Origin of the sequence: Streptomyces litchfieldiae, assembly GCF_031845365.1 — a bacterium.
GTDB classification, from domain to species: domain Bacteria; phylum Actinomycetota; class Actinomycetes; order Streptomycetales; family Streptomycetaceae; genus Streptomyces; species Streptomyces litchfieldiae.
The window spans coordinates 160337-185936 of record NZ_JAVREL010000005.1 but is presented as its reverse complement, the minus strand read 5'-3'; the positions used below and the strand labels follow the sequence as shown (position 1 = coordinate 185936).

At 69.9% G+C, this 25600-nt stretch carries 31 protein-coding genes; 7 read left to right on the top strand and 24 right to left on the bottom strand.

Translation table 11 applies throughout. The features are described from left to right. Position 1 precedes the first annotated feature (1 nt). From RM590_RS11500 to RM590_RS11485, 4 genes are all read right to left on the bottom strand, one after another. The gene (locus tag RM590_RS11500; protein ID WP_311704369.1) at positions 2-451 is read right to left on the bottom strand and encodes a hypothetical protein; all 450 of its coding nucleotides are present in this window, start codon (positions 449-451) and stop codon (positions 2-4) included. Beyond that, on the bottom strand, positions 438-1076 hold the full coding sequence (locus tag RM590_RS11495; protein ID WP_311704368.1) for a hypothetical protein: 639 nt from the start codon (positions 1074-1076) through the stop codon (positions 438-440). The genes RM590_RS11500 and RM590_RS11495 overlap by 14 nt, the downstream gene beginning before the upstream one ends. Then, a complete protein-coding gene (locus tag RM590_RS11490) occupies positions 1073-2194 on the bottom strand; it encodes a WXG100 family type VII secretion target (protein WP_311704367.1) in 1122 nt (373 codons plus the stop codon). The genes RM590_RS11495 and RM590_RS11490 overlap by 4 nt, the downstream gene beginning before the upstream one ends. Before the next feature lie 110 nt (positions 2195-2304). Next, on the bottom strand, positions 2305-2472 hold the full coding sequence (locus RM590_RS11485) for a hypothetical protein (RefSeq protein ID WP_311704366.1): 168 nt from the start codon (positions 2470-2472) through the stop codon (positions 2305-2307). 434 nt (positions 2473-2906) lie between these two features. On the opposite strand from RM590_RS11485, the gene RM590_RS11480 reads away from it, so the two are divergent. From RM590_RS11480 to RM590_RS11465, 4 genes are read left to right on the top strand one after another with little or no spacing between them, the layout of a single operon-like run. Further along, entirely contained in the window at positions 2907-3812 is a 906-nt protein-coding gene (locus RM590_RS11480) for an ABC transporter ATP-binding protein (protein WP_311704365.1), read from the top strand. Beyond that, complete coding sequence (locus RM590_RS11475; protein WP_311704364.1) at positions 3809-4561, top strand: ABC transporter permease; 753 nt, start codon at positions 3809-3811, stop codon at positions 4559-4561. The genes RM590_RS11480 and RM590_RS11475 overlap by 4 nt, the downstream gene beginning before the upstream one ends. A gap of 18 nt (positions 4562-4579) precedes the next feature. Continuing rightward, the gene (locus RM590_RS11470) at positions 4580-5911 is read left to right on the top strand and encodes a sensor histidine kinase (protein ID WP_394813849.1); all 1332 of its coding nucleotides are present in this window, start codon (positions 4580-4582) and stop codon (positions 5909-5911) included. Next, on the top strand, positions 5904-6545 hold the full coding sequence (locus tag RM590_RS11465) for a response regulator transcription factor (RefSeq protein ID WP_311704362.1): 642 nt from the start codon (positions 5904-5906) through the stop codon (positions 6543-6545). Before RM590_RS11470 ends, RM590_RS11465 begins: the two co-directional genes overlap by 8 nt. Before the next feature lie 12 nt (positions 6546-6557). Here the strand turns inward: RM590_RS11465 and RM590_RS11460 are convergent, their stop codons facing one another. The 12 genes from RM590_RS11460 to RM590_RS11405 form a co-directional block, all read right to left on the bottom strand. After that, positions 6558-7007, bottom strand: coding sequence for a hypothetical protein (locus RM590_RS11460; protein WP_311704361.1), 450 nt, complete (start codon positions 7005-7007; stop codon positions 6558-6560). Beyond that, on the bottom strand, positions 6994-7617 hold the full coding sequence (locus RM590_RS11455; RefSeq protein ID WP_311704360.1) for a hypothetical protein: 624 nt from the start codon (positions 7615-7617) through the stop codon (positions 6994-6996). Before RM590_RS11455 ends, RM590_RS11460 begins: the two co-directional genes overlap by 14 nt. Further along, positions 7617-7766, bottom strand: coding sequence for a hypothetical protein (locus RM590_RS11450; protein ID WP_311704359.1), 150 nt, complete (start codon positions 7764-7766; stop codon positions 7617-7619). The genes RM590_RS11455 and RM590_RS11450 overlap by 1 nt, the downstream gene beginning before the upstream one ends. 219 nt (positions 7767-7985) lie before the next feature. Further along, positions 7986-8201 (bottom strand): hypothetical protein, encoded by a 216-nt coding sequence (locus RM590_RS11445; RefSeq protein ID WP_311704358.1) that lies wholly within the window; start codon positions 8199-8201, stop codon positions 7986-7988. A 29-nt stretch (positions 8202-8230) separates the two neighbouring features. Further along, positions 8231-8749 (bottom strand): hypothetical protein, encoded by a 519-nt coding sequence (locus RM590_RS11440; protein ID WP_311704357.1) that lies wholly within the window; start codon positions 8747-8749, stop codon positions 8231-8233. After that, positions 8728-9363 carry a hypothetical protein gene (locus tag RM590_RS11435; RefSeq protein ID WP_311704356.1) on the bottom strand — a complete coding sequence of 212 codons (636 nt, stop codon included), beginning with the start codon at positions 9361-9363 and terminating at the stop codon, positions 8728-8730. Before RM590_RS11435 ends, RM590_RS11440 begins: the two co-directional genes overlap by 22 nt. Next, the gene (locus RM590_RS11430; RefSeq protein WP_311704355.1) at positions 9363-9950 is read right to left on the bottom strand and encodes a hypothetical protein; all 588 of its coding nucleotides are present in this window, start codon (positions 9948-9950) and stop codon (positions 9363-9365) included. The genes RM590_RS11435 and RM590_RS11430 overlap by 1 nt, the downstream gene beginning before the upstream one ends. Beyond that, positions 9947-11182, bottom strand: coding sequence for a WXG100 family type VII secretion target (locus tag RM590_RS11425; RefSeq protein ID WP_311704354.1), 1236 nt, complete (start codon positions 11180-11182; stop codon positions 9947-9949). The genes RM590_RS11430 and RM590_RS11425 overlap by 4 nt, the downstream gene beginning before the upstream one ends. Next, positions 11179-11496 (bottom strand): hypothetical protein, encoded by a 318-nt coding sequence (locus tag RM590_RS11420; protein ID WP_311704353.1) that lies wholly within the window; start codon positions 11494-11496, stop codon positions 11179-11181. The genes RM590_RS11425 and RM590_RS11420 overlap by 4 nt, the downstream gene beginning before the upstream one ends. A 254-nt stretch (positions 11497-11750) precedes the next feature. Then, on the bottom strand, positions 11751-11972 hold the full coding sequence (locus RM590_RS11415) for a hypothetical protein (RefSeq protein WP_311704352.1): 222 nt from the start codon (positions 11970-11972) through the stop codon (positions 11751-11753). Beyond that, the gene (locus RM590_RS11410; RefSeq protein ID WP_311704351.1) at positions 11969-12310 is read right to left on the bottom strand and encodes a hypothetical protein; all 342 of its coding nucleotides are present in this window, start codon (positions 12308-12310) and stop codon (positions 11969-11971) included. Before RM590_RS11410 ends, RM590_RS11415 begins: the two co-directional genes overlap by 4 nt. A gap of 148 nt (positions 12311-12458) precedes the next feature. Beyond that, complete coding sequence (locus RM590_RS11405; RefSeq protein ID WP_311704350.1) at positions 12459-13688, bottom strand: helix-turn-helix domain-containing protein; 1230 nt, start codon at positions 13686-13688, stop codon at positions 12459-12461. 408 nt (positions 13689-14096) lie between these two features. Between RM590_RS11405 and RM590_RS11400 the strand changes: the two genes are divergently transcribed. Then, positions 14097-16127 (top strand): TetM/TetW/TetO/TetS family tetracycline resistance ribosomal protection protein, encoded by a 2031-nt coding sequence (locus RM590_RS11400; protein ID WP_311704349.1) that lies wholly within the window; start codon positions 14097-14099, stop codon positions 16125-16127. Here the strand turns inward: RM590_RS11400 and RM590_RS11395 are convergent. Continuing rightward, positions 16090-16857: a TetR/AcrR family transcriptional regulator gene (locus tag RM590_RS11395; protein WP_311704348.1), complete on the bottom strand. Its 768-nt coding sequence runs from the start codon at positions 16855-16857 to the stop codon at positions 16090-16092. The genes RM590_RS11400 and RM590_RS11395 overlap by 38 nt on opposite strands. Before the next feature lie 86 nt (positions 16858-16943). Here RM590_RS11395 and RM590_RS11390 point away from each other — a divergent pair, with 86 nt between their 5' ends. Then, a complete protein-coding gene (locus RM590_RS11390) occupies positions 16944-17924 on the top strand; it encodes an ATP-binding cassette domain-containing protein (RefSeq protein ID WP_311704347.1) in 981 nt (326 codons plus the stop codon). Then, positions 17921-18754 carry an ABC transporter permease gene (locus RM590_RS11385; RefSeq protein ID WP_311704346.1) on the top strand — a complete coding sequence of 278 codons (834 nt, stop codon included), beginning with the start codon at positions 17921-17923 and terminating at the stop codon, positions 18752-18754. Before RM590_RS11390 ends, RM590_RS11385 begins: the two co-directional genes overlap by 4 nt. Before the next feature lie 85 nt (positions 18755-18839). Here the strand turns inward: RM590_RS11385 and serC are convergent, their stop codons facing one another. The 7 genes from serC to RM590_RS11350 form a co-directional block, all read right to left on the bottom strand. Further along, a complete protein-coding gene (gene serC, locus RM590_RS11380; protein WP_311704345.1) occupies positions 18840-19958 on the bottom strand; it encodes a phosphoserine transaminase in 1119 nt (372 codons plus the stop codon). An 80-nt stretch (positions 19959-20038) separates the two neighbouring features. After that, positions 20039-21259, bottom strand: coding sequence for a cytochrome P450 family protein (locus RM590_RS11375; protein ID WP_311704344.1), 1221 nt, complete (start codon positions 21257-21259; stop codon positions 20039-20041). Positions 21260-21272: 13 nt separating this feature from the next. Continuing rightward, positions 21273-22523, bottom strand: a complete 1251-nt coding sequence (locus tag RM590_RS11370) for a cytochrome P450 (RefSeq protein WP_311704343.1) — start codon at positions 22521-22523, stop codon at positions 21273-21275. Further along, the gene (locus tag RM590_RS11365; RefSeq protein ID WP_311704342.1) at positions 22520-23131 is read right to left on the bottom strand and encodes a GTP-binding protein; all 612 of its coding nucleotides are present in this window, start codon (positions 23129-23131) and stop codon (positions 22520-22522) included. The genes RM590_RS11370 and RM590_RS11365 overlap by 4 nt, the downstream gene beginning before the upstream one ends. After that, positions 23112-23468 (bottom strand): DUF742 domain-containing protein, encoded by a 357-nt coding sequence (locus RM590_RS11360; RefSeq protein ID WP_311704341.1) that lies wholly within the window; start codon positions 23466-23468, stop codon positions 23112-23114. Before RM590_RS11360 ends, RM590_RS11365 begins: the two co-directional genes overlap by 20 nt. After that, positions 23465-23893 carry a roadblock/LC7 domain-containing protein gene (locus tag RM590_RS11355; protein WP_311704340.1) on the bottom strand — a complete coding sequence of 143 codons (429 nt, stop codon included), beginning with the start codon at positions 23891-23893 and terminating at the stop codon, positions 23465-23467. The genes RM590_RS11360 and RM590_RS11355 overlap by 4 nt, the downstream gene beginning before the upstream one ends. Beyond that, positions 23890-25425, bottom strand: coding sequence for a sensor histidine kinase (locus RM590_RS11350; RefSeq protein WP_311704339.1), 1536 nt, complete (start codon positions 25423-25425; stop codon positions 23890-23892). Before RM590_RS11350 ends, RM590_RS11355 begins: the two co-directional genes overlap by 4 nt. Positions 25426-25600 lie beyond the last annotated feature (175 nt).

Below are 25600 nucleotides of genomic sequence, written 5' to 3'. Positions count from 1 at the left end.
TTCACCCGCCCATCTGGCCGGGGTTCGTCAGCATCGAGACGAAGTAGCGCATCTCGCCGTCGAATTGGCGGTCGGCGGTGAGGCGGTTGGCCGTCCGCCTGCCGGGGAGCTTGAACGTGATCCAGCGGTCCCGCATCGGGTCGATCCGCACCTCGCCGAGCGAGGCCGCCGCCTGGGACCACGGAATCACCCAGGTGATGTTCTTCAGTTTGAAGGTGACCTGGCCGGTCCGGATGAACACCACGGCCTGCTCGGTGAGGGTGATCGTGTATTTCCGCTGGGTGAGCAGCGTGAACGTGTCGAGCACCGCGGAGAAGAAGCCGCCCAGGTTGGTCAGCCAGGCCATGCGCCCGGTGGTGGCCACGAAGGTGACCAGCGGCCGGTCGGTCGGATTGGCCTGGGCGATCATCCGCCAGGCCTCCGCTTGAATGCTCTCCTTACTCAGGGCCACGGTGCCTCTCCTCACTCGCGGTCGACGTGAACGTGATGCTGCGCAGCAGCCTCACCATGGCGGGCATGTACGCCTCCCAGTGGCGGATGCTCGGGGTGGTGAACGTGGCCGTGAGCATGTACTGATGGGACAGCGAGGGGTCGTCCGGTACGGGGACGAACGCCATCAGTTCCGCCATGGGCAGGTTGAGGGTGGGCTTGCCGGATTCCAGTGGCGGGATGGGGTGCTCGTGCCCGCCCATCACCACCGCGCCGGGGCCGCAGGGCAGGTCGTACACGCTGCCCGTCCAGCCCTTGCCACGGGCCGCGACGAGCGCCTGCATGGCGCCCTCGGCCGCGACGGCGCGGTCGTCGCCGTAGGCGAACTTCTGCGCGGCCACCAGCAGGGTCGCCAGCGAGCGCTCGCCGTTGATGATCCGCTGCGCGCCGCCCACATAGAGGGTTCCGGCGGCGCGAAGTCCCCGGGACAGGGTGTGGACCACCCCGATGACCTTGCGGTCCACCTCCTCCGCGCCGAACTCGGGGTTGCCGATCCGTTGCCGTACATAGGTGAGCGCCTCGTCGGCGCTCATCCCCAGCGGCAGTGCCCGGAAGCCGTCGGACACTTCGAAACGCGCCGACATCATGCGGCCTCACCCGCGTTCCAGGCGCTGTCGAAACTCTGCTGGAGCGGCGCGTTCGGGAGGGCGATGGCGGTGGGCGGCGGATCGTTCAACCCGAGGTACCGCGCGTCATCGGCGTTCACGGCGCCCGCCAGGCCGGCTCGCGAGGTCTGTGCGGGTGCGAACTGTACGTCCTGGGACTCGCCGGTGGTGGGCTCGATCGCGCCGCCCTGGAACTGAAATCCGTCCATTTCCATGGGGCGGGTGTCGTAACTGCCTTCCCAGAACGAGGCGTCCCAGGGAAACTCCAGATCCTCCCAGGGGTAATCGACATCGGCGCCGCCCCATTCAGCCGCGCCGTAGGCCAGCCCCGCGGTGATCCGCAGCGTCAACGCGGACATCCGAAGCCCCTTGGAAACCGCGTCGAGATAGAGACGGGCCTGCGGCAGCGGAATCATGCGGGCCACCGCGTCCAGCACCCTGGCGATCTTTGAATAGACACTGGCGAAGGTGAGCAGCACGTCGGCGAATTTCACCAGGTCGGCGGCGCGTTCGCGGATCCAGTTGCCGATGTTGTGGAGGACGTCGGTGGCGATGTCCTGGAGGGTGTCGAGCATGTCGCCGATGGCGTCGCCGATGCTGGAGAGCCAGCCGGGTTTGTTGGGGGCGATGTCGCCGGCTTCGTTGAGGCGGTCGGCGATTGTTTCGCCGTATTCGGTGTAGTCGATGGCCAGGGTGCTGGCGCGGCTGCGGATGTCGTCGAGGTGCTGCTGTGCCTGTTCGTGGTCGCGTTCGAGCTGGGCGCGTTCGGCTTGGGCCGCTTCGTCTGGTTCTTCGTCGGGTGGGGCGAAGGGGTTGACGGGAATGAGCTCCGGCAGTGCGGCGAGGGCGCGTTGGGCCTCTTGGGCTTCTGCTTCGAGGTTGCGGGCGTCTTGTTGGGCTTCGAGCATGTGGTCGGCCCAGTCCTCCAGCGCGCCGGCGGCGCGGGAGAAGGAGTCGCGGGCTTTTTCGACCTTGGGGCGGAAGTCGTCGTCGAAGCTCTCCCGGAAGGCGTCGGCGGCCCGGCCGCGCCATTCGCTCGTCCCGGCCGAGGAGTTGAGCATGTAGACGATGTCGCCCAGGGTGGTGGCGGTCTGGCGCATGTCCTGGGCGACGCGGCTGGCGGTGGGGTGGTCGCCGGGGCAGGGCACGAAGCCCAGGGCGGGGTAGTCGGCTTCCTGCTCAGGCGAGGGCGCGACGGGAATGGACCAGCTCATACGGCTATCGCCCCACCCAGGTTGGCGTCGTGGAGGGACTCCTCCAGTCCCTCGTCGATGCCCTGGAACGCGCGGACGACCTCGTCGAGGGCGTTGGCGGCGGCGTCGGCGAACTCGCCGAGCTGGCCTATGCCGTACTCCCACTCGCCGCTGAAGTCATCCATACGATTCACCAGTCGAGCGACCCCCATCGCCGACCCCTCGGCTTCCGCGAGGGCGCGGCAGGGCCGTTCCATCAACTCGGCGATATTCCTGACGTTATCGCGGGCAGAACGCAGGTTGTCATAGTCGAGATACAAATCAGATACAGGCATGCGAGGGTCCCTCCCCCTTGGTCCGGTCGATGCGGACGCGACGCGGGTTGGTGATACCCGGGCGTCCAGAAAAATCTCTCCGCGGCTCAAGTTCCCCCCTAAGCCGAGCTGTTGATTCCACCGTAGTGGAGTGTTTGCTCGGCAATCGAGAGATGTCCAGGGATGTGTGACGTGAGTCACATTGAGCGGGGGTGTCATGCGGACCACCATCAACCGATCGGTTGATCGCAGGCCGAGCGTGATGGCCGATACCCCACGCCGCCCGCCCCCGCGATCCTTGCGGCATGCCCGTGATCGAAGTTCAGGACCTGCGCAAGTCCTACGGCGGCAGGAGGGCCGTTGACGGTGTTTCCTTCACCGTCGACGAGGGGGAGATCTTCGGAATCCTCGGGCCCAACGGCGCCGGCAAGACCACAACCGTCGAGTGCGTCGCGGGCCTGCGTGCCCCTGACGCGGGACTCGTACGGGTAGCGGGGCTCGATCCTGTGGCCCGGCACGAGGAAGTCACCCGGCTGCTCGGCGTCCAGCTCCAGCGGAGCGAGCTCCAGCCGAAGCTGACCGCCGGCGAGGCGCTCGACCTGTATGCCTCCTTTTACGAGCGGCCGGCGGACTGGCGTGTCCTCGTCGAGCGGCTGGGTCTCGAAGGGCAGTTGCGAACCCGGTTCGGCAAGCTGTCCGGAGGGATGCGACAGCGGCTGTTGATCGCGCTCGCCCTCGTGGGCAACCCGCGCGCCGTCGTCCTTGACGAGCTCACCACCGGGCTCGACCCGCGCGCCCGGCGCGATACCTGGGAGCTCCTCGAAGACATTCGGGCCGACGGCGTGGCCGTCGTGCTCGTCACGCACTTCATGGAGGAGGCCCAGCGCCTCTGCGACCGGATCGCGGTGATCGACAAGGGCCGGGTCACCGCCGTCGACACCCCCGCCGGGCTCATCGACGGGACGGCCGCCTCCCGGACCGTCGCCTTCGCCGCCGACACCCCGCTGGAACAGGCCGAACTCCTCGCCCTTCCCGGCGCGTTGACCGTGACATCCGCGGACGGGCGGACCGTTGTGACCGGCACCGACGCCACCGTCGACGCCTTCATCTCGCTGCTGGCCCGCCGCGCCGTCACCGCACGGGGCCTGCGCGTCACCGACGCGACCCTCGACGACGCCTACCTCGACCTGACGGGAACCGACCAGCCATGACCCGCGCCACCGCCACCCGCGCCGTCCTGCGCACCGAGGCCCGGCTCTTCACCCGCGAACCTGGCGCCCTGTTCTGGGTGATGGCCGCACCGACCATACTCCTGGTGATTCTCGGTCTCGTCCCATCCTTCCGCGAGCCCTCCGCCGACCTCGACGGCGGCCGCCGCGTGATCGACGTCTACGTTCCCGTATCAGTCCTCTTCGCCCTGATCATGGCCGGGCTCCAGGCCATGCCGCCGGTCCTCGCCGGATACCGGGAGTGCGGCATCCTGCGCCGGATGTCCACCACTCCGGTCCGCCCGGCCGCCCTCCTCACCGCCCAACTGGCCCTGCACGCCGCGGCAGCACTCGTCTCCGCCGTCCTCGTGATCACGGTCGGCCGACTGGCGTTCGACGTCGCTCTGCCCGGGAACATCCCTGGTTACACACTGGCCCTGCTGCTCGCCGCGGCCTGCGGCCTCGCCCTCGGCGCGGCGGTCTGCGCGGTGTCCCGTACCCAGAAGACCGCCACCGCGGTCGGCACGGCCGCCTTCTTCCCGACCATCTTCACCGCAGGTGTCTACATCCCGGTCCAGGCCATGCCCGATACGCTGCGGCAGATCATCCAGTTCACCCCGTACGGTGCCGCCTCCCAGGCGCTCGACGAAGCCGCGGGCGGCGTCCGGCCCGGCTGGTTCGCGCTCGGAGTGATGGCGCTGTGGACAGTCGTGCTGACGGCGACGGCGGTCCGCTGGTTCCGCTGGGAGTGACGGAGAGCGCGTAACGAGATGACGATGACAGTCGAGGAACGCTGGCAGCAGTTCTATCGCTGGGGCCCGTACCTTCTCCTCGCCCTCGCCACGGTCCTCGCCGGCAGCTCGGCCGAAGAGTTCATGACCGGCTCGTCGCGGGTCGCCGCCGGCGTCCTGATCGTGGCCTGTCTCGCCCTCCAGTTGTGGTGGACCGTCCACCAGCGCGCCCTCCTGGCCGCTGTCCGCCCCGCCGCCGCTCACTTGCCGACCGGCGCGGCCGCCACGGTCCAGGCCACCCGGTCCGTTCCCGTCCCCGGCGCCCCCAGCGCCGCCTCCACCAGCTACTTTCTCCTCCGCACCGCGCTCGGCTACGCGCTGACCTGGCTCAATCCTCTCTTCGCCGTTCACGCCTGCGTCGGCTACTTCGACGCCGTCCACCTGCTGCCACCCCGGCCCGCCGTCACCCGGGCCGGACTGCTCGCCGTCGCCGTCCCCGTGGCCGGCTCCCAGTCCGGCGGGCTGCCGCCTTCATCCACCCTCCAGTGGATCGCCTTCGGCGGCCTGTTCACCGTCAACGCCGGTCTCGCCCTCGTCTTCTTCCAGCTCAGCGCCAGGGAGACCGAGAAGGCCGCCGAACGCGCCGCGACCATCACCGAACTCGCCCGCGCGAACGCCCGCCTGGAGCAGGCGCTCGCCGAGAACTCCGCCCTTCAGGCCCAACTCCTCCTCCAGGCCCGCGAGGCGGGCGTCGCCGACGAGCGGCGCCGGCTCGCCGCCGAGATCCACGACACCATCGCCCAGGGCCTGACCGGGATCATCACCCAGCTCCAGGCCGCTCTCGGCACCGCCGACTCCGCACAGGCCCGCGTTCACCTGCGGCGTGCCGTCGACCTCGCCCGGCGCAGCCTTGGCGAGGCCCGCCACTCCGTGCACAACCTCAGCCCGGTCGCCCTGGAGCACGACCTGCTCCCCGACGCGTTGCAGAAGACTCTGGCCGTCTGGTCCAAACGCACGGGCATCACCGCCCGATTCACCACCACCGGCACCCAGGAGCCCCTCCACGACGAGGTCGCCGCCACCCTTCTGCGCATCGCCCAGGAGGCTCTGGCCAACACCGAACGCCACTCCGGTGCGACCCGGGCCGGCGTCACCCTCTCCTTCATGGGCGACGAGGTCACCCTGGACATCCGCGACGACGGCCAGGGCTTCGACCCGGCCGCGCTCCCCGCCCGCACCCACGCCGCCGGCTTCGGACTCGCCGGCATGCGCGCCCGCGCCGAACGGCTGGCCGGGGCCGTCGCCGTGGAATCCTCACCTGGCGAGGGAACCGCGATCTCCGTCCGCGTACCGTTGGTGCGTCATGAGTGACATCACCCTGCTGATCGTCGACGACCATCCCGTCGTACGGGACGGGCTGCGCGGCATGTTCGCCGCGGCCCCCGGCTTCACCGTGATCGGGGAGGCATCCGGCGGCGCCGAGGCCGTCGACCTGGCTCTCCAACTCCAGCCGGATGTCGTCCTGATGGACCTGCGCATGCCCGGTGGCAGCGGTGTGGAGGCCATCGCCGAACTCGCGCGCCGCGGCCCGCGTTCCCGGGTCCTCGTCCTCACCACGTACTCCACGGACACCGACACGCTTCCCGCGATCGAGGCGGGCGCGACCGGCTACCTCCTCAAGGACGCGCCCCTCGACGAGATCCTGGCGGCCGTGCGGGCAGCGGCCGAGGGGCATACCGTCCTCTCCCCGGCTGTCGCCTCCCGGCTGGTCAGCGCCATACGCGACCCGGCCGCGCCCGCCGACGAAACCCTCTCGGCCCGCGAGCGCGAGATCCTCGCCCTGGTCGCCCGAGGCACATCCAACCGCGAGATCGCGGCCGAGCTCTTCATCAGCGAGGCCACCGTCAAGACCCATCTCACGCACATCTACCGCAAGTTGGGCGCCAAAGACCGAGCCGCCGCCGTCGCGGCCGGATACGACCAGGGAATCCTTGGCCGGGGCTGATGGCCCGGGCTTTCATCTGCCCATCTGGCTGGGGTTCGTCAGCATCGAGACGAAGTATCGCATCTCGCCGTCGAATTGGCGGTCGGCGGTGAGGCGGTTCGGCTTTCGCTTTCCGGGCAGTGTGAAGGCGATCCACCTGTCTCGCAAGGGATCGATGCGCACCTCGCCGACCGAGGCCGCCGCCTGGGCCCGTGGAATCGCCCACTTGATGTACTTGAGGTCGGTGGTGAATTGGCCGGTCTTGATAAATACAACGGCCTGCTCGGTGAGGGTGATGGTGTACATCCGTCGGCTGAAGAGAGTGAGCGTTGCCACGACTCCGGACAGTAACCCGCCAACTTCCCCAAGCCATCCGGTTCGCCCGGTGGTTGCCACGAAGGTCACCAGCGGCCGGTCGGTTGGATTCGCCTGGGCGATCATCCTCCAGGCTGCGGCCTGGATGTCTTCCTTACGAAAGGGCATGAGGCCTCTCCTCACTCGCCGTTGTCGTGAACGTGATGCTGCGAAGCAGGCGCACCACGGACGGCATGTATGCCTGCCAGTGGCGGATGCTGGGGGTGGTGAACGTGACCGTGAGCATGCATTGTTGCGGAAGTGTCTGGTGTTCCGGAACGGGGACGAACGCCTGGAGTTCAGCAACGGGGAGCTGGGTCGTCTCGTCGGCTGGAACGCGGTGGGCGCGGGTGCCCGTCACGATTGCCGCGGGGCCGCAGGGCAGGTCGCGGACTTGGCCCGTCCACTCCCGGCCTCGGGCCGCAATGAGGCTGTGCATGGCCCCCTCGGCAGCGATCCGGGCGTCGTCGCCGTACCGGAACCCCTGGACGGTGACGGTCAGCGTCGCCAGCGAGGGTTCATTGCCGATCACCTGCACCGCGGCGCCCGCGTAGAGGGCTCCCGTTTGCATCAGGATTTCGGATAAGCCACGGATCTCGCGTAGAATCCGTTGCTCGGCTTCCTCGCCTTCCGGCTTCAGGGAATCGATGTACGTGTGCGCGTAGGCGTACGTCTCCTCGGCCGTCATGCCGACGGGGAAGCCGGTGAAGAAGTCCGGGACATCGAAGTAGGTGTGCATCAGGGACTCCCCTCATGGCCGGCCGGGTAGATCTGTTGCTGGTCGAAGCGTTCCAGTTTCGCCAAGTACTCGGCTCGCTTCGCCTGTGCGTACTTGGGCAGCCGCAGCATGCTCAGTGCGGAGAGGCCGACGACTAGGATGAGGAGCACCACCGCCAGAACAAAGTCGCGTAATGCCCAGGCAGTATAGAGCGCGCCGCCGCTGATAACGACGCTTAGTGGCCTGATGAATGCTGCTCCGTTGTTGCGGCCAAGATGCAGCCCAAGGCGGATATTGGCGGCCTTCTCTGGAGTGATCCATCCCTCCGGCGCGTTCGGCGTCCAGCACCCCGACCACCACGTGCCCGTGTTCTGGCAGTAGTACTGCGTTCACGCCGCACGGTGTCGGGCTTCCGTGCGGTCGTCACGTTCGAATGCCAGAACGGACGGCCCGCGGAAAGCCAACTCATACTTGGTGAGTGTGTAACCGAATTCATGTGCAATGGCCGCGATCTTTGCCGGGGAGGATCCCGCCACGGTGAATTCGGCCGGGCTTGACCCGTCGAATCGCGCGACAGTGCTGTGATCCTGGATTTGCTGCGTCATCGCTCCTGTCGCTCTTCCTCGTCGGCGTTTCACGCGGGGCGGTGCTGGGGCTGCGGCACTTGCTCCGGAACGGCAAGAAGGAGGGGGAAACGGTGCGTTCGCCTAGCCATCGGCGGTTTATGGCCGAGGGCCGCCAGGAAATAGTGCAACTCCTGGTCCCATTCGCCGTCGACGGTGAGTCGCCTCAGCCGCCTCTTCCGCGGGAACTTGAAGGCGAACCACGTGTCGCCAAGCGGGTCGATCTTCACGTCATGCACCAGCGTCGCCGCCTGCGCACGGGGGATCACATACTTGATGTTCTTGATTCTGGTGAATATGCGGCCGGTGCGGATGAAGACGACGGAGTGCTCGGTAAGGGCGATGGTGAAGAGGCGCTGGGTGGGAAAGGTGATCAGCCAGACCACCTGGGAGAACCATTCCCCGACTTCCCCCAGCCACCGCATCGCGCCGGCTGTGGCCTGAAAGGTCAAGAGCGGCCGGTCATGGGGGTTGGCCCGGGCGACCTTGCGCGCGGCCTTGTCCTGGATCACGAACTTGTCGAGGGGCATGTCGCCTTGGCTTGCTCTTCGAAGGTGATGCTACGCAGCAACTCGACCATGGGTGGCATGTAGACCTCCCAGTGCTGGACGCTAGGCGTCGTGAACGTTGCCGTCAGCATGTACTGGTCGGCCGCGGTGGCGTGGTCGGGGACCGGGACGAAGGCATGTAACTCTGCTACCGGAGCGTAGGCGGGATCAGCCGATTCCTCCGGCGGTGGAAGAGGCTGTGCGCGTATTCCCATGGCCAGGGCGGCGGGCCCGCAGGGGAGGTCGTAGACCTGCCCGGTCCAGTCCTTGCCACGGGCGGCGGTGAAGGCGAGCATGGCCCCCTCGGCGGCGATTCTGGTGTCGGAGCCGTAGGAGAAATTCTGAGCTGTGATCAGCAGTGTGGCCACGGAGGGCTGATCGCCGACTCTTCCCAGGCTTCCGCCCGCGTAGATGACACCGGCCTGGTTGAGGAGATGCGAGATGTCATGGATCCGCCGCGCTGCCTGCGGTTCGATTTCGGCGGCCATCTCTCCCGCATCGCGAAGACGCTCCCGGAGATAGAGCTGGCTCTGCTCCATGCTCATGCCCATGGGCATGCTGGAAAATCCCAGCGGAACGTCGAAGTGGACGAGCATCAAGCAGGCCTCCCTTGCTCCGTGTTGGGTGGGTAGAACCGTTGCTCCTGATCGAAACGCTCCAGATCAGCCAGGTACCGGGTGTATACCTTACGGCTGTAGCCGGGAAGCCACAGCAGTGCGAACCCGGAAAGGGCGAACAGCGCAAGGAAGATGGCCACGGGCACGGTGCTGCCCCATGCATTCCAGGCCAGTAGCGGTGATCCAGCGCACAATGCACCCAGGACCAGCATGGGTGGTACTAGACGGTACTTCTCATGCAGATGGACAGCGAGACGTAATCCTGCGGCCTTTTCCGGGTCGATGGCCGATGGCGGCACATTGGGAGGCCAGCATCCTGCGCGCCAGGAGCCCAGGGATTGGATGTAGTAGTCGGTCCACGCCGCGCGATGCCTGGCTGTCGGGCTGTCGTCCCGCACGAAGATCATGCGACTCGGGGTGCCGCCCGTGGTGAACCTGAAGTGTTGCAGGGAGTAGCCGAGTTCATGGGCAATGGCCATAACCCTGAAGGGGTCGCGGCTATGGACGGCGACACGATCCGAACCGTCGAAGCGCGCGACGATATCCTGATCTCCTGTGACGGTCATCGACTCTCCTCGGTCTCTTGGCGGGGCTCCTGGAGCTCCGCGTTCCAGGCATTCTCGAACCCGACCCACAGAGCGCCCCCGTTCAACCCCAGAGGACCGAAGGACAGCGCAGCCTGCCTCAGATCTTGCGGCTTGAGGTATCCGAAGGCCGATGGGTCTTCGACGGTGGCCAGCAGGCTGTCCAGCTGCGCTGCATCCGCTAGCCCGTCGGCCGCAGCGCTGCTCCCTATCGCGGCGGCGAACCTGCTTCCTCTCCCGATCGTGCCCACAAAGGGGAGAGAGCCCAAGGCATCTTGTGTCAGTGTGCGCCCGGAGACTTCTGCCCCCGCGAGGCGGGCAGTTCCATGCGCGGCAAATGCCCCAAGATTGAAAGCAAGTGACAGCGCCTCCATCGCAAGTGCGGCGGGACCCAGCAGGGGTGTCAGCGGTGGTGGGATTGCCCCGATAGCGAAGACCCACTCCAGCGTCCCGAACAGTGTGCTTATGGCTGACAGCAAGTCGCCGATGTTGGCCAGGGATTGGGCGTGTTCGCGGATCCAGTTGCCGATGTTGTGGAGGACGTCGGTGGCGATGTCCTGGAGGGTGTCGAGCATGTCGCCGATGGCGTCGCCGATGCTGGAGAGCCAGCCGGGTTTGTTGGGGGCGATGTCGCCGGCTTCGTTGAGGCGGTCGGCGATTGTTTCGCCGTATTCGGTGTAGTCGATGGCGAGCGTGCTGGCGCGGCTGCGGATGTCGTCGAGGTGCTGCTGTGCCTGTTCGTGGTCGCGTTCGAGCTGGGCGCGTTCGGCTTGGGCCGCTTCGTCTGGTTCTTCGTCGGGTGGGGCGAAGGGGTTGACGGGAATGAGCTCCGGCAGTGCGGCGAGGGCGCGTTGGGCCTCTTGGGCTTCTGCTTCGAGGTTGCGGGCGTCTTGTTGGGCTTCGAGCATGTGGTCGGCCCAGTCCTCCAGTGCGCCGGCGGCGCGGGAGAAGGAGTCGCGGGCTTTTTCGACCTTGGGGCGGAAGTCGTCGTCGAAGCTCTCGCGGAAGGCGTCGGCGGCCCGGCCGCGCCATTCGCTGGTGCCGGCGGAGGAGTTGAGCATGTAGACGATGTCGCCCAGGGTGGTGGCGGTCTGGCGCATGTCCTGGGCGACGCGGCTGGCGGTGGGGTGGTCGCCGGGGCAGGGCACGAAGCCCAGGGCGGGGTAGTCGGCTTCCTGCTCAGGCGAGGGCGCGACGGGAATGGACCAGCTCATACGGCTATCGCTCCACCCGAGCCGCTGCCGTTCAGGGACTCCTCCAGTCCCTCGTCGATGCCCTGGAACGCGCGGACGACCTCATCGAGGGCGTTGGCGGCGGCGTCGGCGAACTCGCCGAGCTGGCCTATGCCGTACTCCCACTCGTCACTGAAGTCATCCATGCGGTTGACGAGCCGGGTCACCCCCATCGCCGATCCCTCCGCCTCGGCGAGGGCGCGGCAGGGCCGTTCCATCAACTCGGCGATGTTTCTGATGTTGTCCCGGGTGGCGCGCAGGTTGTCATAGTCGAGATACAGATCGCTTGCAGCCATGCGAGGGTCCCCTCCCCCTTGAATCTCGAATGGCGCGAACGCGACGCGGGCGGCGCTGCCCGGGCGTCGGGAACGTGCCGACGGCCCAAGTCCCCTCCCAGACCGCCTGGTTGACCCAACCGTAGTGGACTGATTACTCACTGATCGAGAGATATCCGGGGTTGTGTGAGGGGAGTCACATGGGTCATGAGGGGTCGCCGGGAACTCAGGGCCGACTCGCCCGGCTCACGCACGTGAGGCTGTCCGCTTCCGGGTCATCTGCCCCGAAGCCTGCGGGGGTTCACGCGCCGTGCGGCCCACAGGATCGTGGTGGGCCGGAGCGTGAGGGAATCGCCGGTGGTGAAGTGCAGGCGTTTGCCGTTGCGGGGGAGGGCGGTCATGTCCGCGACGGTGAAGATCTGGCCGCCGATCGTGAGTTGGTCGCCGCGGCGGACGGTGGCCGCGTCGATCTCGATGGATATCAGGACGCCGGTCACGGGATCACCGCCTCGGCCGGTTCGAGGAGTTGCAGGACGCTGGTGAGGCTGCGCTTGAGGGAGCAGAGGTGGAACGTCAGTTCCTCCGGGGTCGCCCGCGACAGCGGTAGGGCCTCGGCGGCGGCCAGGGTCTGGCCGGCGACGAGGACCACGGCCCGCTCAAGCCCGGCCCGCGTCGGCCGCGCGGCGGCCCGGCAGGCCGGGCACAGGCCGGAGTGCGGGGCCGCCGGGTCGATGCGACCGAAGTCCCCCGGGCGGGTGCAGAGTCGGCAGCAGCGGTCCGGATTCAACTGCTCGGCCTCGGCCGGATCGCAAAAATGGACGATAGGGTTCGGCACGTTGACGCTCCCGACAGCGTTGGCCACGCCCCCGGACGGCGCCAACCGTCGCGGGGGTCCTGTAACGGAACGATGACCGACTGTAGGGGCGCCGCCGGGTGGCGAGGGGGACACACTGTCCCCCTGCCGCACGAGGGCTGAGATGGCCCTACGGCGCGACGCCGACGGCTTCGGCCAGGGCCACGGCCTCGGCTCGCAGGGCGCCGGTCGACTTCCGGGCGAGGTCCTGGGCGAGCGCGCGCCCGGATGGGACGTAACGCACCGCTTCCGGTGACAGCTTGAACGCGACGTTGAGGTACTGCAACGCGCCGGAGTGTTCCTTGCGGGCCCATTGAGCGCGTGCGGCATCCAGGTACAGCCGGGAGCGGCGCTCGACCGAGGGAATGGATTCCGGGACGGTGGCCTCGGCCTGCTTGAGCGCGGCGCCGGGAGTTCGCAGATCGACGCCGATCGATACGGCGTGAACGGAGACGTTGCCCCGGCCGAACATCGTCCACGGATGTGCGTAATCGGGCATCCGCTTGGCGGTTCGGTCCGCCTCGTCCCACCAGCGCCAGGCGTCGCCCTCGCGGCCCTCCTTGGCGGATGTGATCGCGGCGTGGAGGCACAGGGCGCCATAGGTGCCGCGCAGAATGTGCGGCCCGGAGTCGAGTCGAGGGCGCAGCGAATCCACCGCCTCCGAGACCAGTCGCAGCGCCTCCTCGGTGTGCCCGCTCTCGCGGAGGCCGTTGCCCACGATCCAGGCGGCGGCGGCGAGCGCGACCGGATCGTCCGACTGCTCGGCGGCCATCCGCGCCCGGTCCACCGTGAGCCAGTACAACTCCGGCTCGGTGGTGTGTGCGGCGTACTGCTGGGCCAGGGCATACGCCTCGGCCATCGTGGCGAAGGCCCGCCGCCTGTCCGCGCCTTCGCTCGACCGCGCGACCGAGTGGCAGTCGGTGAGGAGGGGGGGCAGGAGGGCGGCCACCTCGGAGCGCTGGTGTGTGGAGGAGTGCCACGTCGTCCACGCCTGCCGGACCCGCCCCGCCAACTCGTCGACGTTCGTCGGCTCGACATCGGACGAACGCAGCAAAGAGAAGTGCATGGCTTCGCGCAGCCTGGTGACTCCGGGATGGGAGAGCTTGCCCCAGGCGTCGACGGGCATCGGCATGTCGCTGCCGGTCAACTGGGAGAGGTCGCCCACGCGAAGCACTTCGGCGAGCCGGATCAGCATGGGCAGGGACCGGATCTCCCGATCGCCGTTCTCGATTTTCTTCAGCCAGTCCGCCGATCGGCCCACCAGCCCGGCGAGTACCGGGCGCGACATGCCCCGGCGTTCGCGCATGTCGCGGATGCGCTCACCCGGCGTCAACTCCGCAGGAAGATCACCATCAGTCATCATCGCTCCCCGGCGCGTAGCGCTGCTCTTGCTGCCAGGGTATGCCCGCATGTCCGATTGCGGTGGTTGGCGCGTGAGTTCACCTTTAGGCGCCCGGCTCCGGTGCCGGGTACGTCCGCTGGCTAACGCCTTGCCGTCCCCGAGATTGAGGCTGATGCGGATCTGTCCAGCCTTCCACGGGGAATCCAGTCCGGCGGCGCGCCCCAGCGCCAGCAGCTGGCCCGGACCGTCCGGGCCGCGCGGTGGCGGGCGCGGCGAGGCTGGGAAATGCCGTGCCGGGGCGGGCCGGGTGGGGTAGCCTCCGTGCCGTTCTGACGTCGGTTCACGGAGCGAGGGAGAGAGAGATGCGGCGTTGCCTCGGAGTAGTCGAGCTGCTGTGTTCCCCTTCCCTGACTTCCGAGGACCTCTGTGCCCGACCAGACCTTGAATCTTGGCATTCTTGCCCACATCGACGCAGGTAAGACCAGCCTCACCGAGCGGCTGCTCTTCGACAACGGTGCCATCTCCGAGCTGGGGAGTGTGGATGCCGGCAGCACCCGGACGGATGCCGGGGAGCTGGAGCGCGAGCGTGGGATCACCATTCGTTCGGCTGTCGCCGCGTTCGCCGTGGGGGATCTGCAGGTCAACCTCGTCGACACCCCCGGCCACCCCGATTTCATCGCGGAGGTCGAGCGCGCCCTGTCCGTGCTGGACGGCGCGGTGCTCGTGCTGTCGGCCGTCGAGGGGGTGCAGGCGCAGACCAGGGTGCTGATGAAGTCCCTGGCCCGGCTGCGGCTGCCGACGGTGATCTTCGTCAACAAGATCGACCGGATGGGGGCCCGTTACGAGAGCCTGCTCGCCGACATCCGCCGGCGGCTCGCGCCGCGGGTCGTTCCGTTGAGCACCGTGGTCGACGCGGGCACCCCGCACGCGCGGGCCGTCGGGCGGTCGCTGGCGGCGGCCGGGGTGCGGGGGGAGGTCGCCGAGGTGCTCGCCGAGTGCGATGACGACCTGCTGGCGCGGCTCGTCGACGGAGCGCCGCCCTCGGCGGCGGAGGTCGGGGAACTGCTCGCCGCGCAGACCGCCGCCGGGCTCGTGCACCCCGTCTTCTTCGGGTCCGCGCTCACCGGGGAGGGCGCGCGGCAGCTCACCGAGGGGATCCGGGCCTGGCTGCGCCCGCCCGCCGCCGACCCCGGCGGGGAGGCGCGTGGCACCGTCTTCGCCATCGAACGGTCCGACGGCGGCGACAAGATCGCGTATCTCCGGCTGTTCTCCGGGCAGGTGCGGGAGCGGCAGCGCGTCACGTTCACCCGGCGGGAGCCGAGCGGCGCGGCAGCCGCGTTCACCGGGCGGATCTCCCGGCTCGATATCCTCACCGCGCCGCAACGGCCGCCCGCCGAGCGCCGGTTGGTGGCCGGCAGCATCGCGAGGCTGCGCGGGCTGCCCGCGATCCGGGTGGGCGACCGGCTGGGCGGCGCGGCCGAGCAGCGTCAGCACTTCTCCCCGCCGAGCCTGGAGACCGTGGTGCGGCCCCGGCGGTCCGGGGAGGAGATCCGGCTGCACGCGGCGCTGACGAGCCTGGCCGACGAGGACCCGTTCATCCGGACCCGGCCCGCCGGGGGCGGCGGCACCTCGGTGCTGCTGTACGGCGCGGTGCAGCGCGAGGTCATCGGGGAACGGCTGTGGCGGGACTTCGGCGTCGAGGCGGAGTTCGAGCCGATCACTCCCGTCTATGTCGAACGGCCGCTGGCGGCGGGCGAGGCGCTGATCGCGATGGATCGCCGGGGCGGCCACGACTTCTGGGCCACGGTCGGGCTGCGCGTCGAACCGGCCGCCACCGGCGCCGGGATCCGTTTCGAGCGGGACGTCGAATGGGGCGCGCTGCCGCGCGCGTTCCACCGGGCGATCGAGGAGTCCGCGCTGCGCGCGCTCGAACAGGGCCTGTACGGCTGGGAGGTGGCCGACTGCACCGTCACGCTGATCGAGGTGGGCTACGACGCCCCGTCGAGCGTGGCCGCCGACTTCCGCGGGGTCACGCCGATGGTGCTGCTGCGCGCGCTGCGGGCAGCCGGCACCCGAGTGTACGAGCCGTGCCAGGCGCTGGAGATCGAGGTGCCGGAGGACGCGCTCAGCGGCGTCGTCGGCGAGCTGACCGCGCTGGGGGCGGACGTCACCCGGTCGGTGGAGAACGGGTCGGTCTGGCTGATCGGCGCGGAGCTGCCGGCCCGGACGGTGCCGCGGCTGACGGCGGCGCTGCCCGGGCTGACCCATGGCGAGGGGGCGCTGTGGTCGCGGCCGGGGCGCGACCGGCCGGTGCGCGGCGCGTTCCCGCGGCGCGAGCGGTTCGACGGGAACCCGCTCAACCGCGAGGAGTACCTGCGCTTCTTGTCCAATCGCAGCCTGGCCGGGGGCGTGGCGGCGGTCAACCAGACGCGTTGGGCCGGGACTTGGCCTCGATGAACGCCTCGATGCCGTCGAGCACGCGGGCCAGCCCGAACTCGACCATCTCCTCGGGGGTCGCGCTGAACGTGTCGTCGGGGAGGGCGAAGACGTGCGGATAGCAGCCGCTGGCCAGCGCCGTTTCCATGAGGGGGGCCTGGGCCGCCCAGAACTCCTCGTCGGTGAGACCTGATTCCTCGTTGGCCTGCCGAAGGAGCACATAGTGCCGCGCGATCCCCGTCGTGTAGGAGTCGACGGCCATGATGACGCCGATCTTCTCCTGGCCGGTGAGGTCCAGTCCCTCCAGGGCGGCGAGCGCGAAGTCGAAGCCGAGCAGGGCGTTGGGGCCGAGCAGCGGGCGGGACTGGTTGACCTGGAGGAGCCAGGGGTGGTCCAGGTAGAGGCTGTAGGTGCCCTCGGCGACCACCCGCATCGTGGTGCGCCAGTCCTTGCCCCGGTGCTCCTCCAGGTCCGGGCCGGGCGCGATGACGTGGTCGAGCATCAGGTCAAGCAGCTCGCCCTTGCCGGGGACGTAGCGGTAAAGGGACATCGTGCCCACGCCCAGCTCGGCGGCGACCTTGCGCATGGACAGCGCCGCCAGACCCTCCCGGTCGGCGAGGTCCACGGCGGCGGCGACGATGCGCTCCAGGGTGAGCCCGGGCTTGGGGCCTCGGCTGGGGCGCTCCCGGCCCTGCCACATGAGCTCAAGGCTGCGGCTGATGTCGCCGCTTCCGCTGTGTGCCGTGGTCATGGTGCTGGCCATCCTAAGGGCTCGACACTTTCTGGGTACGGTGTACGCTCTTCAGGGTACGGTGTACCCAGTTTGGAGGGGATGGCATGGCGCGCGATTCCGAGTACTCGGTCGTCGCCGAGGGACTGCGCAAGCGATACGGGGACAAGGTCGCCCTCGACGGCCTGGACCTGGCCGTGCGGCGCGGCACGGTGTGCGGGCTGCTCGGGCCCAATGGCGCAGGGAAGACCACCTCGGTGCGAATCCTGTCCACGCTGCTGCGCGCCGACGGGGGCCGGGCCGAGGTGGGCGGCCACGACGTGCGGCGCGAGCCGCGCAAGGTGCGGCGCCGGATAGGCATGACGGGGCAGAACGCGGCGGTGGACGAGATCCTCACCGCCCGGCAGAACCTGCGCATGTTCGCCCGGCTCTTCCACCTCGACAAGGCCGCGGCGGCGCGGCGGGCCGAGGAACTGCTGGCGCAGTTCAGCCTGGTGGAGGCGGCCGACAAGCAGGTCAAGACGTTCAGCGGCGGCATGCGGCGGCGGCTGGACCTGGCGGCCAGCATGATCCTGGCGCCCGAGGTGCTGTTCCTGGACGAGCCGACGACCGGGCTCGACCCGCGGGGGCGCAGCGAGGTGTGGGACGCGGTGCGCGGTCTCACGGCGGTCGGCACGACGGTCCTGCTCACCACGCATTATCTGGACGAGGCGGACAAGCTCTCCGACCGCATCGTCGTCATCGACCACGGCCGGAAGATCACCGAGGACACCCCGGCCGGGCTCAAGGGGGCCGTGGGCGGGGACCGCATCGAGGTCGTCCTGTCCGACCCGGCCGATCTGCCGGTCGCGGTCAAGGCCGTGGCCCGGGTGACGCGCGGGGTCGGCCCGGAGACCGACGAGGAACGGCTCAGCGTGCACGCGCCCGTCGCCGACGGGGTGGCCGCGCTGACCGAGGTGGCCCGGACGTTGCAGGACGCCGGCGCGAGCGTCGCGGACATCGGGCTGCGCCGGCCCACGCTGGACGAGGTCTTCCTGCGGCTGACGGGCAAGGAGAAGGGGAACGGAAGCGAGGCAAGCGCGGAATGAGCACGACGACACCCCCCACGCTCGACCGGGACGGCCCGGAGCGGCGGATGTACTGGGCGGTCGCGGACTGCTGGACCATCGTCCGGCGGGAGTTGACCCATCTGGTCAAGCAGCCGTCCATGATCGCCTGGCAGCTCGGCTTCCCCATCGTCTCCGTGCTGCTGTTCGTCTACGTCTTCGGCAGCGCGATGGACGTGGGCGACGGTATGGACTACGAGGACTACGCGCTGCCCGGCATGTTCGCCATGACGATGGCCTTCGGCTTCATGAACACTGCCATGGCCGTGGTCGTGGAGAAGGAGCGCGGGGTCACCGACCGGTTCCGTTCGATGCCGATGGCCCCCTCGGCCGTCGTCACCGGCCGGGGCGTCTCCGACGTGCTGCACGCGGCGCTCGACCTCGCCGTGATGGCGGCCATCGCCCTGGTCGTCGGCTGGCGTTCGGACGGCTCGGTGGCGGCGACGCTGTACGCGTTCCTGCTGCTGCTCCTGCTGCGGTTCGCGCTGATCTGGATCGGCGTCTACCTCGGCCTGCTGACGCCGAACCAGGAGACCGCGGGCAACCTGTTCGCCGTCGCGTTCCCGTTCGGCATGATCTCGTCCGTCTTCACGCCGCCGACGATGATGCCGGACTGGCTGGGCACGATCGCCATGTGGAACCCGGTCTCCGCGACGGCCAACGCGATCCGCGACCTCTACGGCAACCCGCTGCCCACCGGGGGGAGCTGGATCGAGGAGAACGCGATGCTGATGGCCGTCGTCTGGCCCCTGGTCATCACCGCGGTCTTCCTGCCGCTGGCCGTGCGCCGGTACCAGGCCCTCGGCAGGTGACAGACGACGGAACGGGCCCGGCAAGATCGGCCGGACAGGGCCTCAGGCGCGCCGGGCCCGTTCCGTTCGTGTCGAGGACGCGCCGTCAGAGGCGCTCGATCACATAGTCGACGCAGCGCGTCAGGGCCTCGACGTCCGCCGGGTCCACCGCCGGGAACATCGCGACGCGGAGCTGGTTGCGGCCGAGCTTGCGGTAGGGCTCGGTGTCCACGATGCCGTTCGCGCGCAGCGCCTTGGCGACCGCCGCGGCGTCCACCGCGTCGGCGAAGTCGATGGTGCCGACGACCTGGGAGCGCTGCTCCGGCTCGGTCACGAAGGGGGTGGCGACCTCCGACTTGTCCGCCCAGCCGTACAGCCGCGCGGCGGAGTCGGCCGTGCGCTCGACGGCCCAGGACAGGCCGCCCTGGCCGTTGATCCAGTCGAGCTGGTCGGCCAGCAGGAACAGGGTGGCCAGCGCCGGGGTGTTGTAGGTCTGGTTCTTCCGGGAGTTGTCGATCGCCGTGGGGAGCGAGAAGAACTCGGGGATGTGGCGCCCGGAGGCGGCGATCCGGTCCGCGCGCTCCAGGGCGGCCGGGGAGAACACCCCGATCCACAGGCCGCCGTCGGCGGCGAACGACTTCTGCGGGGCGAAGTAGTAGACGTCGGTCTCGGCGATGTCCACCGGCAGCCCGCCCGCGCCTGAGGTGGCGTCCACCAGTACCAGCGAGCCCTCGTCCGCGCCGGGGACGCGGCGGACCGGCGCGGCCACGCCGGTGGAGGTCTCGTTGTGGGTGAGGCCGTACGTGTCCACGCCGCGCTCCGCGCGGGGCACGGGGTGGCTGCCCGGGTTGGCGGAGACGATCGTGGGCTCGTCCAGCCACGGCGCCTTGCTGGCGGCCTTGGCGAACTTCGAGGAGAACTCGCCGAAGGACAGGTGCTGCGACTTGGCCTCGATCAGCCCGTGCGTCGCGACGTCCCAGAACGCGGTGGAGCCGCCGTTGCCGAGGATGACCTCGTACCCGTCGGGCAGCGAGAACAGCTCGCGCACGCCCTCCCGGACCCTGCCCACCAGGTTCTTGACCGGGGCCTGGCGGTGGGAGGTGCCGAGCAGGGAACTGCCGGTCGCGGCCAGGGCGGCGAGCGCCTCGGTGCGCACCTTGGAGGGGCCCGATCCGAACCGGCCGTCGGCGGGCTTGATGTCAGCGGGAATCTGGATATCGGCCACGAGCCGGAGCGTAGTCCCTCGGACGCCGAAACCGCACATCCGGCTCGTGACGTGGACACCCCGTGGATGCCCGGGGAACGTCAGCCCAGCAGAACGGGCAGTTCCGCCAGGTCGTTCTGCGTGACGATGGGCATATTGCGCAGCTCGGAGTCCGGCACCGCCAGGGTCAGGCCGGGGAAGCGCTCGAACAGGGCGGGCAGCGCGATCCGGGCCTCCAGCCGGGACAGCGAGGCGCCCGGGCAGATGTGCGGCCCGTGGCCGAAGCTGATGTGCCGGATCGGCACCGGCCGGGTGATGTCGAAACGGTCGGCCGTCGGGCCGTGCTGGTCGGCGTCCCAGCCGATGGCGCTGTAGGAGATGACCAGCCCCTCGCCCTTGGTTATCACCGTGTCGCCGACCTGGATGTCCTCGGTGGCGAACCGCATCAGCAGGTGCGAGGCGGGCGTGCTCCAGCGCAGCGTCTCCTCGACCACCGTCTCCCAGGGGATGGCGCCGGAGCGGACCAGGCCGAGCTGGTCGGGGTTGTTGAGCAGGGCGCGCACCGCGTGGGTGATGAGGCTGATGGTGGTCTCGTGCCCGGCGGCGACCATCGCCTTGAGGTTGCCGACGACCTCCTCGTCGGTCAGCGGCTCGCCGCCCTCGTCGGCCAGGATCAGCGCGCTGGTGAGGTCGTCGCCGGGGTGGGCCTTCTTGTCGGCGACCATCTTCGTGAAGAACTCGTCCAGTTCCCCGATGACCGCCAGCCGCTCGTCCTGCGGCGTCAGCATGCTGAAGAACGCCTTGTAGAGGCGGTGCAGCCGGGGGTGTTCGGCGTGGTCCACGCCCATCAGCTCGCTGACCACGGCCATCGGCAGCGGCAGCGCGAAGACGGCCTTGAGGTCCACGGGCCGGCCGCCCGAGCCCGCCCGGGCCAGCTCGTCCAGCAGCCGGGCGGTGACGGACTCGATATAGGGGGTCATGCCGGTGACGCGCCGCGCGGTGATGGCCTGGGCGGTCTTGGCCCGCAGCCGGCGGTGCTCGGCGCCGTCCACGGTGAACATGCTGCGGCCGGCGTCGACCATCCCGATGAGCGGCCACTGGCGGGTGACCACGCCGCGCTGCCACAGGTCCCACTGGTTGATGTCCTTCACCAGCCGGGGGTCGGTGAGCAGCCGGCGGGCCTCGGCGTGCTTGGTGACGGTCCACACCGTCACCTCGCCGGGCAGTTCGACGCGCGCCAGCGGGGCGATCCCGGTGAGCCGGCGGGTCTCGCCGGGCCGGTCGCCGACCAGCGGGTCGAGCCGGACGACGGGGCAGGTCATAACGTCACTCCTGTCATCGTGCGCTGCCTAGGGCGGAGGTCGGGGTGAACCGGACCGGCAGGGCCGTCATACCGCGCAGGAACGGGGACGGCCGCCGGGTGAGCGTTTGCGACGGGTCGGCCAGGTCGATGTCCGGCAGCCGGTCGAGCAGCACCTCGATGCCGGTGCGGGCGATCACCTCGGCGATCTCCTGCGCCGGGAACGGGCAGCGGAACTCGCCGTGGCTGAACGAGAAGTGGGCGTTGTTGCCACCGGTGGTGGCCTGGCCCTCGCCCTGGATCCCCGGGTCGCCGTGGGCGCCCTGGAGGCCGAGCAGCAGCATGTCCCCGGCCTGGACGCGCTGGCCGCCCAGCGAGGTGTCCCGGGAGGCCCAGCGGCCGGCCAGGATCTGGGTGGGGGTGTCCTCCCACAGCACCTCGTTCATGGCCTCGCCGACGCTGTGCCGGCCGCCGGACAGCGAGGCGGCGAAGCGGTCGTCGGTGAGCATCAGGCGCAGCGAGTTGCCGATCCAGTCCGAGGTGGGCAGGTGGCCGGCGGCGGTGATGGCCGTGAGGTCGAGGATGTACTCCTCGTCGGTGAACCCGGGGCAGGCCAGCATGCGGGAGGCGACGTCGGCGCCCGGGGCGGCGCGTTTGGCCGCCAGCAGCCGGCTCATCGCGTCCTGGACGTAGCGGTGGGCGGCGATGGCGTCCTCGCCGCCGTCGGCCAGCGCGTTGATGGCCCGGGTCAGCTCGGGGCCCTCGGAGTCGGGGAAGCCGATGATGCGGCCCAGCACCAGGATCGGCAGCAACTTGGCGTAGCCGGTGATGAGTTCGGCCTCGCCCTGGCCGCAGAACGCGTCGATGAGCGCGTCGGCGATCTCCTCGGCGTGCCGGCGCAGCTCGAACGGGTCGACGGCTTCGAGCGCGGGCACCACCATGTCGACGTGCCGCTGGTGCTCCGCGCCGACGGTGTAGTAGATCGACGGCTGGCGGCGGTTGACCATGGGCAGCAGCGGCCAGTCGTCGGGGATGTTCGGCCACTGGTTCCACAGGCCCATGTCGCGGGTGAACAGGGTGGTGTCCCCGGTGACGTGGTGGAGTTCGCGGTAGCCGACGACGAGCCAGGCCGGGATGTCGCCGGGCAGCACGACGGGGACCACCGGGCCGTGCTCCTGCCGCATCTCCCGGTAGAGCCGGGCCGGGTCGGTGTGGAACCGGGGTCCGCTCAGCGGCACCGCGCCGGGCGCGGCGGTGGGGGCCTGCTGGGGCTTGGCGGTCGTCACGATGCGGGCTCCCGGGCGGCGGAGAGGGAGTGGAGGTGTTCCACGAGGGTGATCAGCACGAGCTTGCTGGAACGGCGCGAGCGGGCGTCGCAGTCGATCAGCGGGATGTGCTCGGGCAGGTCGAGGGCCTCGCGGACCTGCTCGGTGGTGTGGGCCGGCCCGCCGAAGTCGTTGCGGGCGACGATGAACGGCGTGCCGTGGTGCTCCAGCCGGTCGATTGCGTACCAGGAGTCGGCCAGCCGCCGGGTGTCCACCAGGACGACCGCGCCCAGGGTGCCGGCGAAGAGGCGGTCCCACAGGAACCAGAACCGTTCCTGGCCGGGGGCGCCGAAGAGGTAGAGCACGGTCTGCTCGTTCAGGCTGATGCGCCCGAAGTCGAACGCGACGGTGGTGGAGGTCTTGCCGCGCACGGCGGAGGGGTCGTCGATGCCCTGGCCCGCCTGCGTCATGATCTCCTCGGTGTTCAGCGGGCGGATGTCGCTGACCGAGCGGACCATGGTGGTCTTGCCGACGCCGAAGCCGCCGACGACCACGATCTTCAGGCCGTTGCTCGTGGCCCGGCCCAGCGGGGTGCGGGCGGCCGGGCGGTCAGAGGTTGCGGAGTCCAACGAGTACCTGCTCAAGGAGGTCGATGTCGGGTAGGTCTGCCGCGCTCGCGGCGGTGCGCGGGTGGCGTGCGGTGATCCGGCCCAGGGCGAGCAGGTCGCCGAGCAGGATCCGCACGATGGAAACGGGCAGGCGGAGGTCGGCGGCGATCTCCACCACGGCCGTCGGGCTGGTGCACATGCGCAGGATCCGGGCGTGTTCGGACTGCATGCCGGGGGCGGGCTCGCACTCGCTCACCACCAGCGTGACCAGGTCGAAGGCGTCCGTCTCGGCGCGGCTGCGGCCCCCCGTGAGCGTGTACAGCCGGTCTGGTTCGTCGTCCCGGCCCGGGCGGCTCATGCCGTGCCGCCGCCTTCGGCGAACTCCTGCCGGGGCGGGGCGCTGAGGTATTCCCCGAGCTGCTCGACGAGTTCGTTCATGTTGTGCCCGATGAGGCCGACGTCGGCGGTGTCCTCGGCGACGATCGCGAGGTGGGCTCCGTCGCCGGCCTCCACGATGAACAGGATTCCGCCGTAGAACTCGGTCATGGACTGGCGAACCCCGCCCGTGCCGTCGCCGAACTCCATGGACGCGCCGTGGGACAGGCTCTGGATCCCCGCCGAGATGGCGGCCAACTGGTCGGCCTGGTCCTCGGACAGCTCCGGGGTGCGGCAGAGCTTGAGACCGTCGCGGGAGAGCACGAGCGCGTGCCGGGCGCCCGGCGTGCGCGCCAGCAGGCTCTCCAGGAGCCAGTTGAGCGATGCCCCCGTGGTGGATGCGGTCATGGGGTGTCGTCCTCCGGGTGGGAAGTCGGCGTTGCGGGTGCCTGTGGCGGAGTGTCGCCCCGGCCCCGGACGGCGCTGCGGAAGGCGCCGAATCGGGCGGCGGATTCCGCCGGTGAATGAGCCGCGGACGACGCTGGCCGCGGCGGCTTGGGGGTGCCCTGCGGATGGGCGCCGGCGAGGGTGCGCCCGCGGCGGCGCTTGGGCAGTCCGCTGTCGCTGTACTCGACGAGGTCGTCGTCGGCAGCGGGGGAGTGGTCGGCGGTGGCGGGCGGCGCCTCGGCGGTCTCGTTCTCGCGTTCTTCCTTGTGCTCGGCCTCGCGTTCGTTCTCGGACTCGTTCTCCGGCTCGGGCCCGGTCCCGGTCGGCGTCTCGCTCTCGGGCGTGGGCTCCCCCGCCGGCTCCGGGGCCTTGCCGCGGCCCTGGGCCGGGACGCGGGCGGCGGGCTCGGGGGCCGGCACGGCGGTGGGCCGCGGGCGGCTGACGAGGTCCTGCGGGATCATCAGCAGCGCGCCGGTGCCGCCGCGGGCGGAGGGCCGGAAGGACACCTTCAGCCCGTACTTGCGGGCGAGGCAGCCGACGACGGCCAGGCCGAGCCGGGTGCCGGACAGCGCGCTCAGGTCCAGCGACTCGCCGGAGACGGCGCGTTCGGCGCGGCGCAGCGCGACCTCGCTCATCACCAGACCGCTGTCCTCGACCGTGAGGATGACGCCGGCCGGCACCTCCTCCGCGTAGACGTGGACCTCGGCGGTGGGCGGCGAGAAGTTGGCGGCGTTGTCCAGGAGTTCGGCCAGGGCGTGCATGACGCCCTCGGCGGCGTGCCCGGCGATGGCGACGTCGACGGCCGAGTGCAGCCGGACGCGCTGGTAGCCGGCGATGCGGCCCATGGCGCCGCGCAGGATGCTCTCCATCACGATCGGCTTGGCCCAGCGGCGGCCGGAGCGGGCGCCGGTGAGCACGGCGATGCTGTCGGCGAGCCGCCCGGCCTGGGCGGTGCGGTGGTCGAGGTGCAGCAGGTCGCCGAGCACGGTCTCGTCGCCGTGCCGGTGCTCCATCTCGCGCAGGTCGGCGAGCATGCTGGTGGCCAGGGCCTGCATGCGGCCGGCGGCGTTGGCGCTGGCCGCCAGTGCGGCCGACTTGGCCGCCTCGCCCCGGCGGACCTCGGCGGCGTGGGTGCGCAGCACGCGGCGCAGGGCCTCGCTCCCGGGCTGCTCGACGGCGGCCAGCGCGCTGTCGGCCGACAGGCCCTCGCGCAGCCGCTCGGTCAGCGCGGGCACGGTCTCGTCGGCGAACCGCGCGGTCTCGGCCTCCAGCTCGGCGATCCGGTCGCGCAGCACGGCGCCGGTGCCCAGCGCCCGGGTCGCGGTCACCACGGCGGTGGTCAGCAGCAGGGCGGCGGCGCCCGCGCCCCAGGCGATTTCTCTGCGGAACGACTCGGGGGCCGCGTAAACCGCCCCCAACCAGGCCAATCCTGTAACGCTTACGGAGATGAGGAGAGCGAGCAGCGACTGCCGCAGGGGGGGACGCTCCGTCATAAGCCGGGGTACCTCTTGGACACTGTAGGGACGGGGAGCACGGAGGAACGCGGGGTGAACTGTCAATTCCGCAACACTATAGGGGCGTTATTGCGCTCGTAGGCAAAGGCTGTGATAGAGAACGATGTTGCTTCTGCGCATTACCGTGCAAGAACGAACATTGCGTGGCCGGTGC

Excerpts from the sequence above, each read along its gene's own strand:
- RM590_RS11490 (WP_311704367.1), bottom strand. The coding sequence starts at position 2,194 with ATGCGCCAGACCGCCACCACCCTGGGCGACATCGTCTACATGCTCAAC.
- RM590_RS11465 (WP_311704362.1), top strand. The coding sequence starts at position 5,904 with ATGAGTGACATCACCCTGCTGATCGTCGACGACCATCCCGTCGTACGG.
- RM590_RS11455 (WP_311704360.1), bottom strand. The coding sequence starts at position 7,617 with ATGCACACCTACTTCGATGTCCCGGACTTCTTCACCGGCTTCCCCGTC.
- RM590_RS11395 (WP_311704348.1), bottom strand. The coding sequence starts at position 16,857 with ATGACCACGGCACACAGCGGAAGCGGCGACATCAGCCGCAGCCTTGAG.
- RM590_RS11430 (WP_311704355.1), bottom strand. The coding sequence starts at position 9,950 with ATGACCGTCACAGGAGATCAGGATATCGTCGCGCGCTTCGACGGTTCG.
- RM590_RS11460 (WP_311704361.1), bottom strand. The coding sequence starts at position 7,007 with ATGCCCTTTCGTAAGGAAGACATCCAGGCCGCAGCCTGGAGGATGATC.
- RM590_RS11360 (WP_311704341.1), bottom strand. The coding sequence starts at position 23,468 with ATGAGCCGCCCGGGCCGGGACGACGAACCAGACCGGCTGTACACGCTC.
- RM590_RS11470 (WP_394813849.1), top strand. The coding sequence starts at position 4,580 with ATGACGATGACAGTCGAGGAACGCTGGCAGCAGTTCTATCGCTGGGGC.
- RM590_RS11420 (WP_311704353.1), bottom strand. The coding sequence starts at position 11,496 with ATGGCTGCAAGCGATCTGTATCTCGACTATGACAACCTGCGCGCCACC.
- RM590_RS11355 (WP_311704340.1), bottom strand. The coding sequence starts at position 23,893 with ATGACCGCATCCACCACGGGGGCATCGCTCAACTGGCTCCTGGAGAGC.
- RM590_RS11445 (WP_311704358.1), bottom strand. The coding sequence starts at position 8,201 with ATGACGCAGCAAATCCAGGATCACAGCACTGTCGCGCGATTCGACGGG.
- RM590_RS11495 (WP_311704368.1), bottom strand. The coding sequence starts at position 1,076 with ATGATGTCGGCGCGTTTCGAAGTGTCCGACGGCTTCCGGGCACTGCCG.
- RM590_RS11390 (WP_311704347.1), top strand. The coding sequence starts at position 16,944 with ATGGCGCGCGATTCCGAGTACTCGGTCGTCGCCGAGGGACTGCGCAAG.
- RM590_RS11480 (WP_311704365.1), top strand. The coding sequence starts at position 2,907 with ATGCCCGTGATCGAAGTTCAGGACCTGCGCAAGTCCTACGGCGGCAGG.
- RM590_RS11475 (WP_311704364.1), top strand. The coding sequence starts at position 3,809 with ATGACCCGCGCCACCGCCACCCGCGCCGTCCTGCGCACCGAGGCCCGG.
- RM590_RS11440 (WP_311704357.1), bottom strand. The coding sequence starts at position 8,749 with ATGCCCCTCGACAAGTTCGTGATCCAGGACAAGGCCGCGCGCAAGGTC.
- RM590_RS11385 (WP_311704346.1), top strand. The coding sequence starts at position 17,921 with ATGAGCACGACGACACCCCCCACGCTCGACCGGGACGGCCCGGAGCGG.
- RM590_RS11375 (WP_311704344.1), bottom strand. The coding sequence starts at position 21,259 with ATGACCTGCCCCGTCGTCCGGCTCGACCCGCTGGTCGGCGACCGGCCC.
- RM590_RS11435 (WP_311704356.1), bottom strand. The coding sequence starts at position 9,363 with ATGCTCGTCCACTTCGACGTTCCGCTGGGATTTTCCAGCATGCCCATG.
- RM590_RS11425 (WP_311704354.1), bottom strand. The coding sequence starts at position 11,182 with ATGAGCTGGTCCATTCCCGTCGCGCCCTCGCCTGAGCAGGAAGCCGAC.
- RM590_RS11350 (WP_311704339.1), bottom strand. The coding sequence starts at position 25,425 with ATGACGGAGCGTCCCCCCCTGCGGCAGTCGCTGCTCGCTCTCCTCATC.
- RM590_RS11405 (WP_311704350.1), bottom strand. The coding sequence starts at position 13,688 with ATGACTGATGGTGATCTTCCTGCGGAGTTGACGCCGGGTGAGCGCATC.
- RM590_RS11485 (WP_311704366.1), bottom strand. The coding sequence starts at position 2,472 with ATGGATGACTTCAGCGGCGAGTGGGAGTACGGCATAGGCCAGCTCGGC.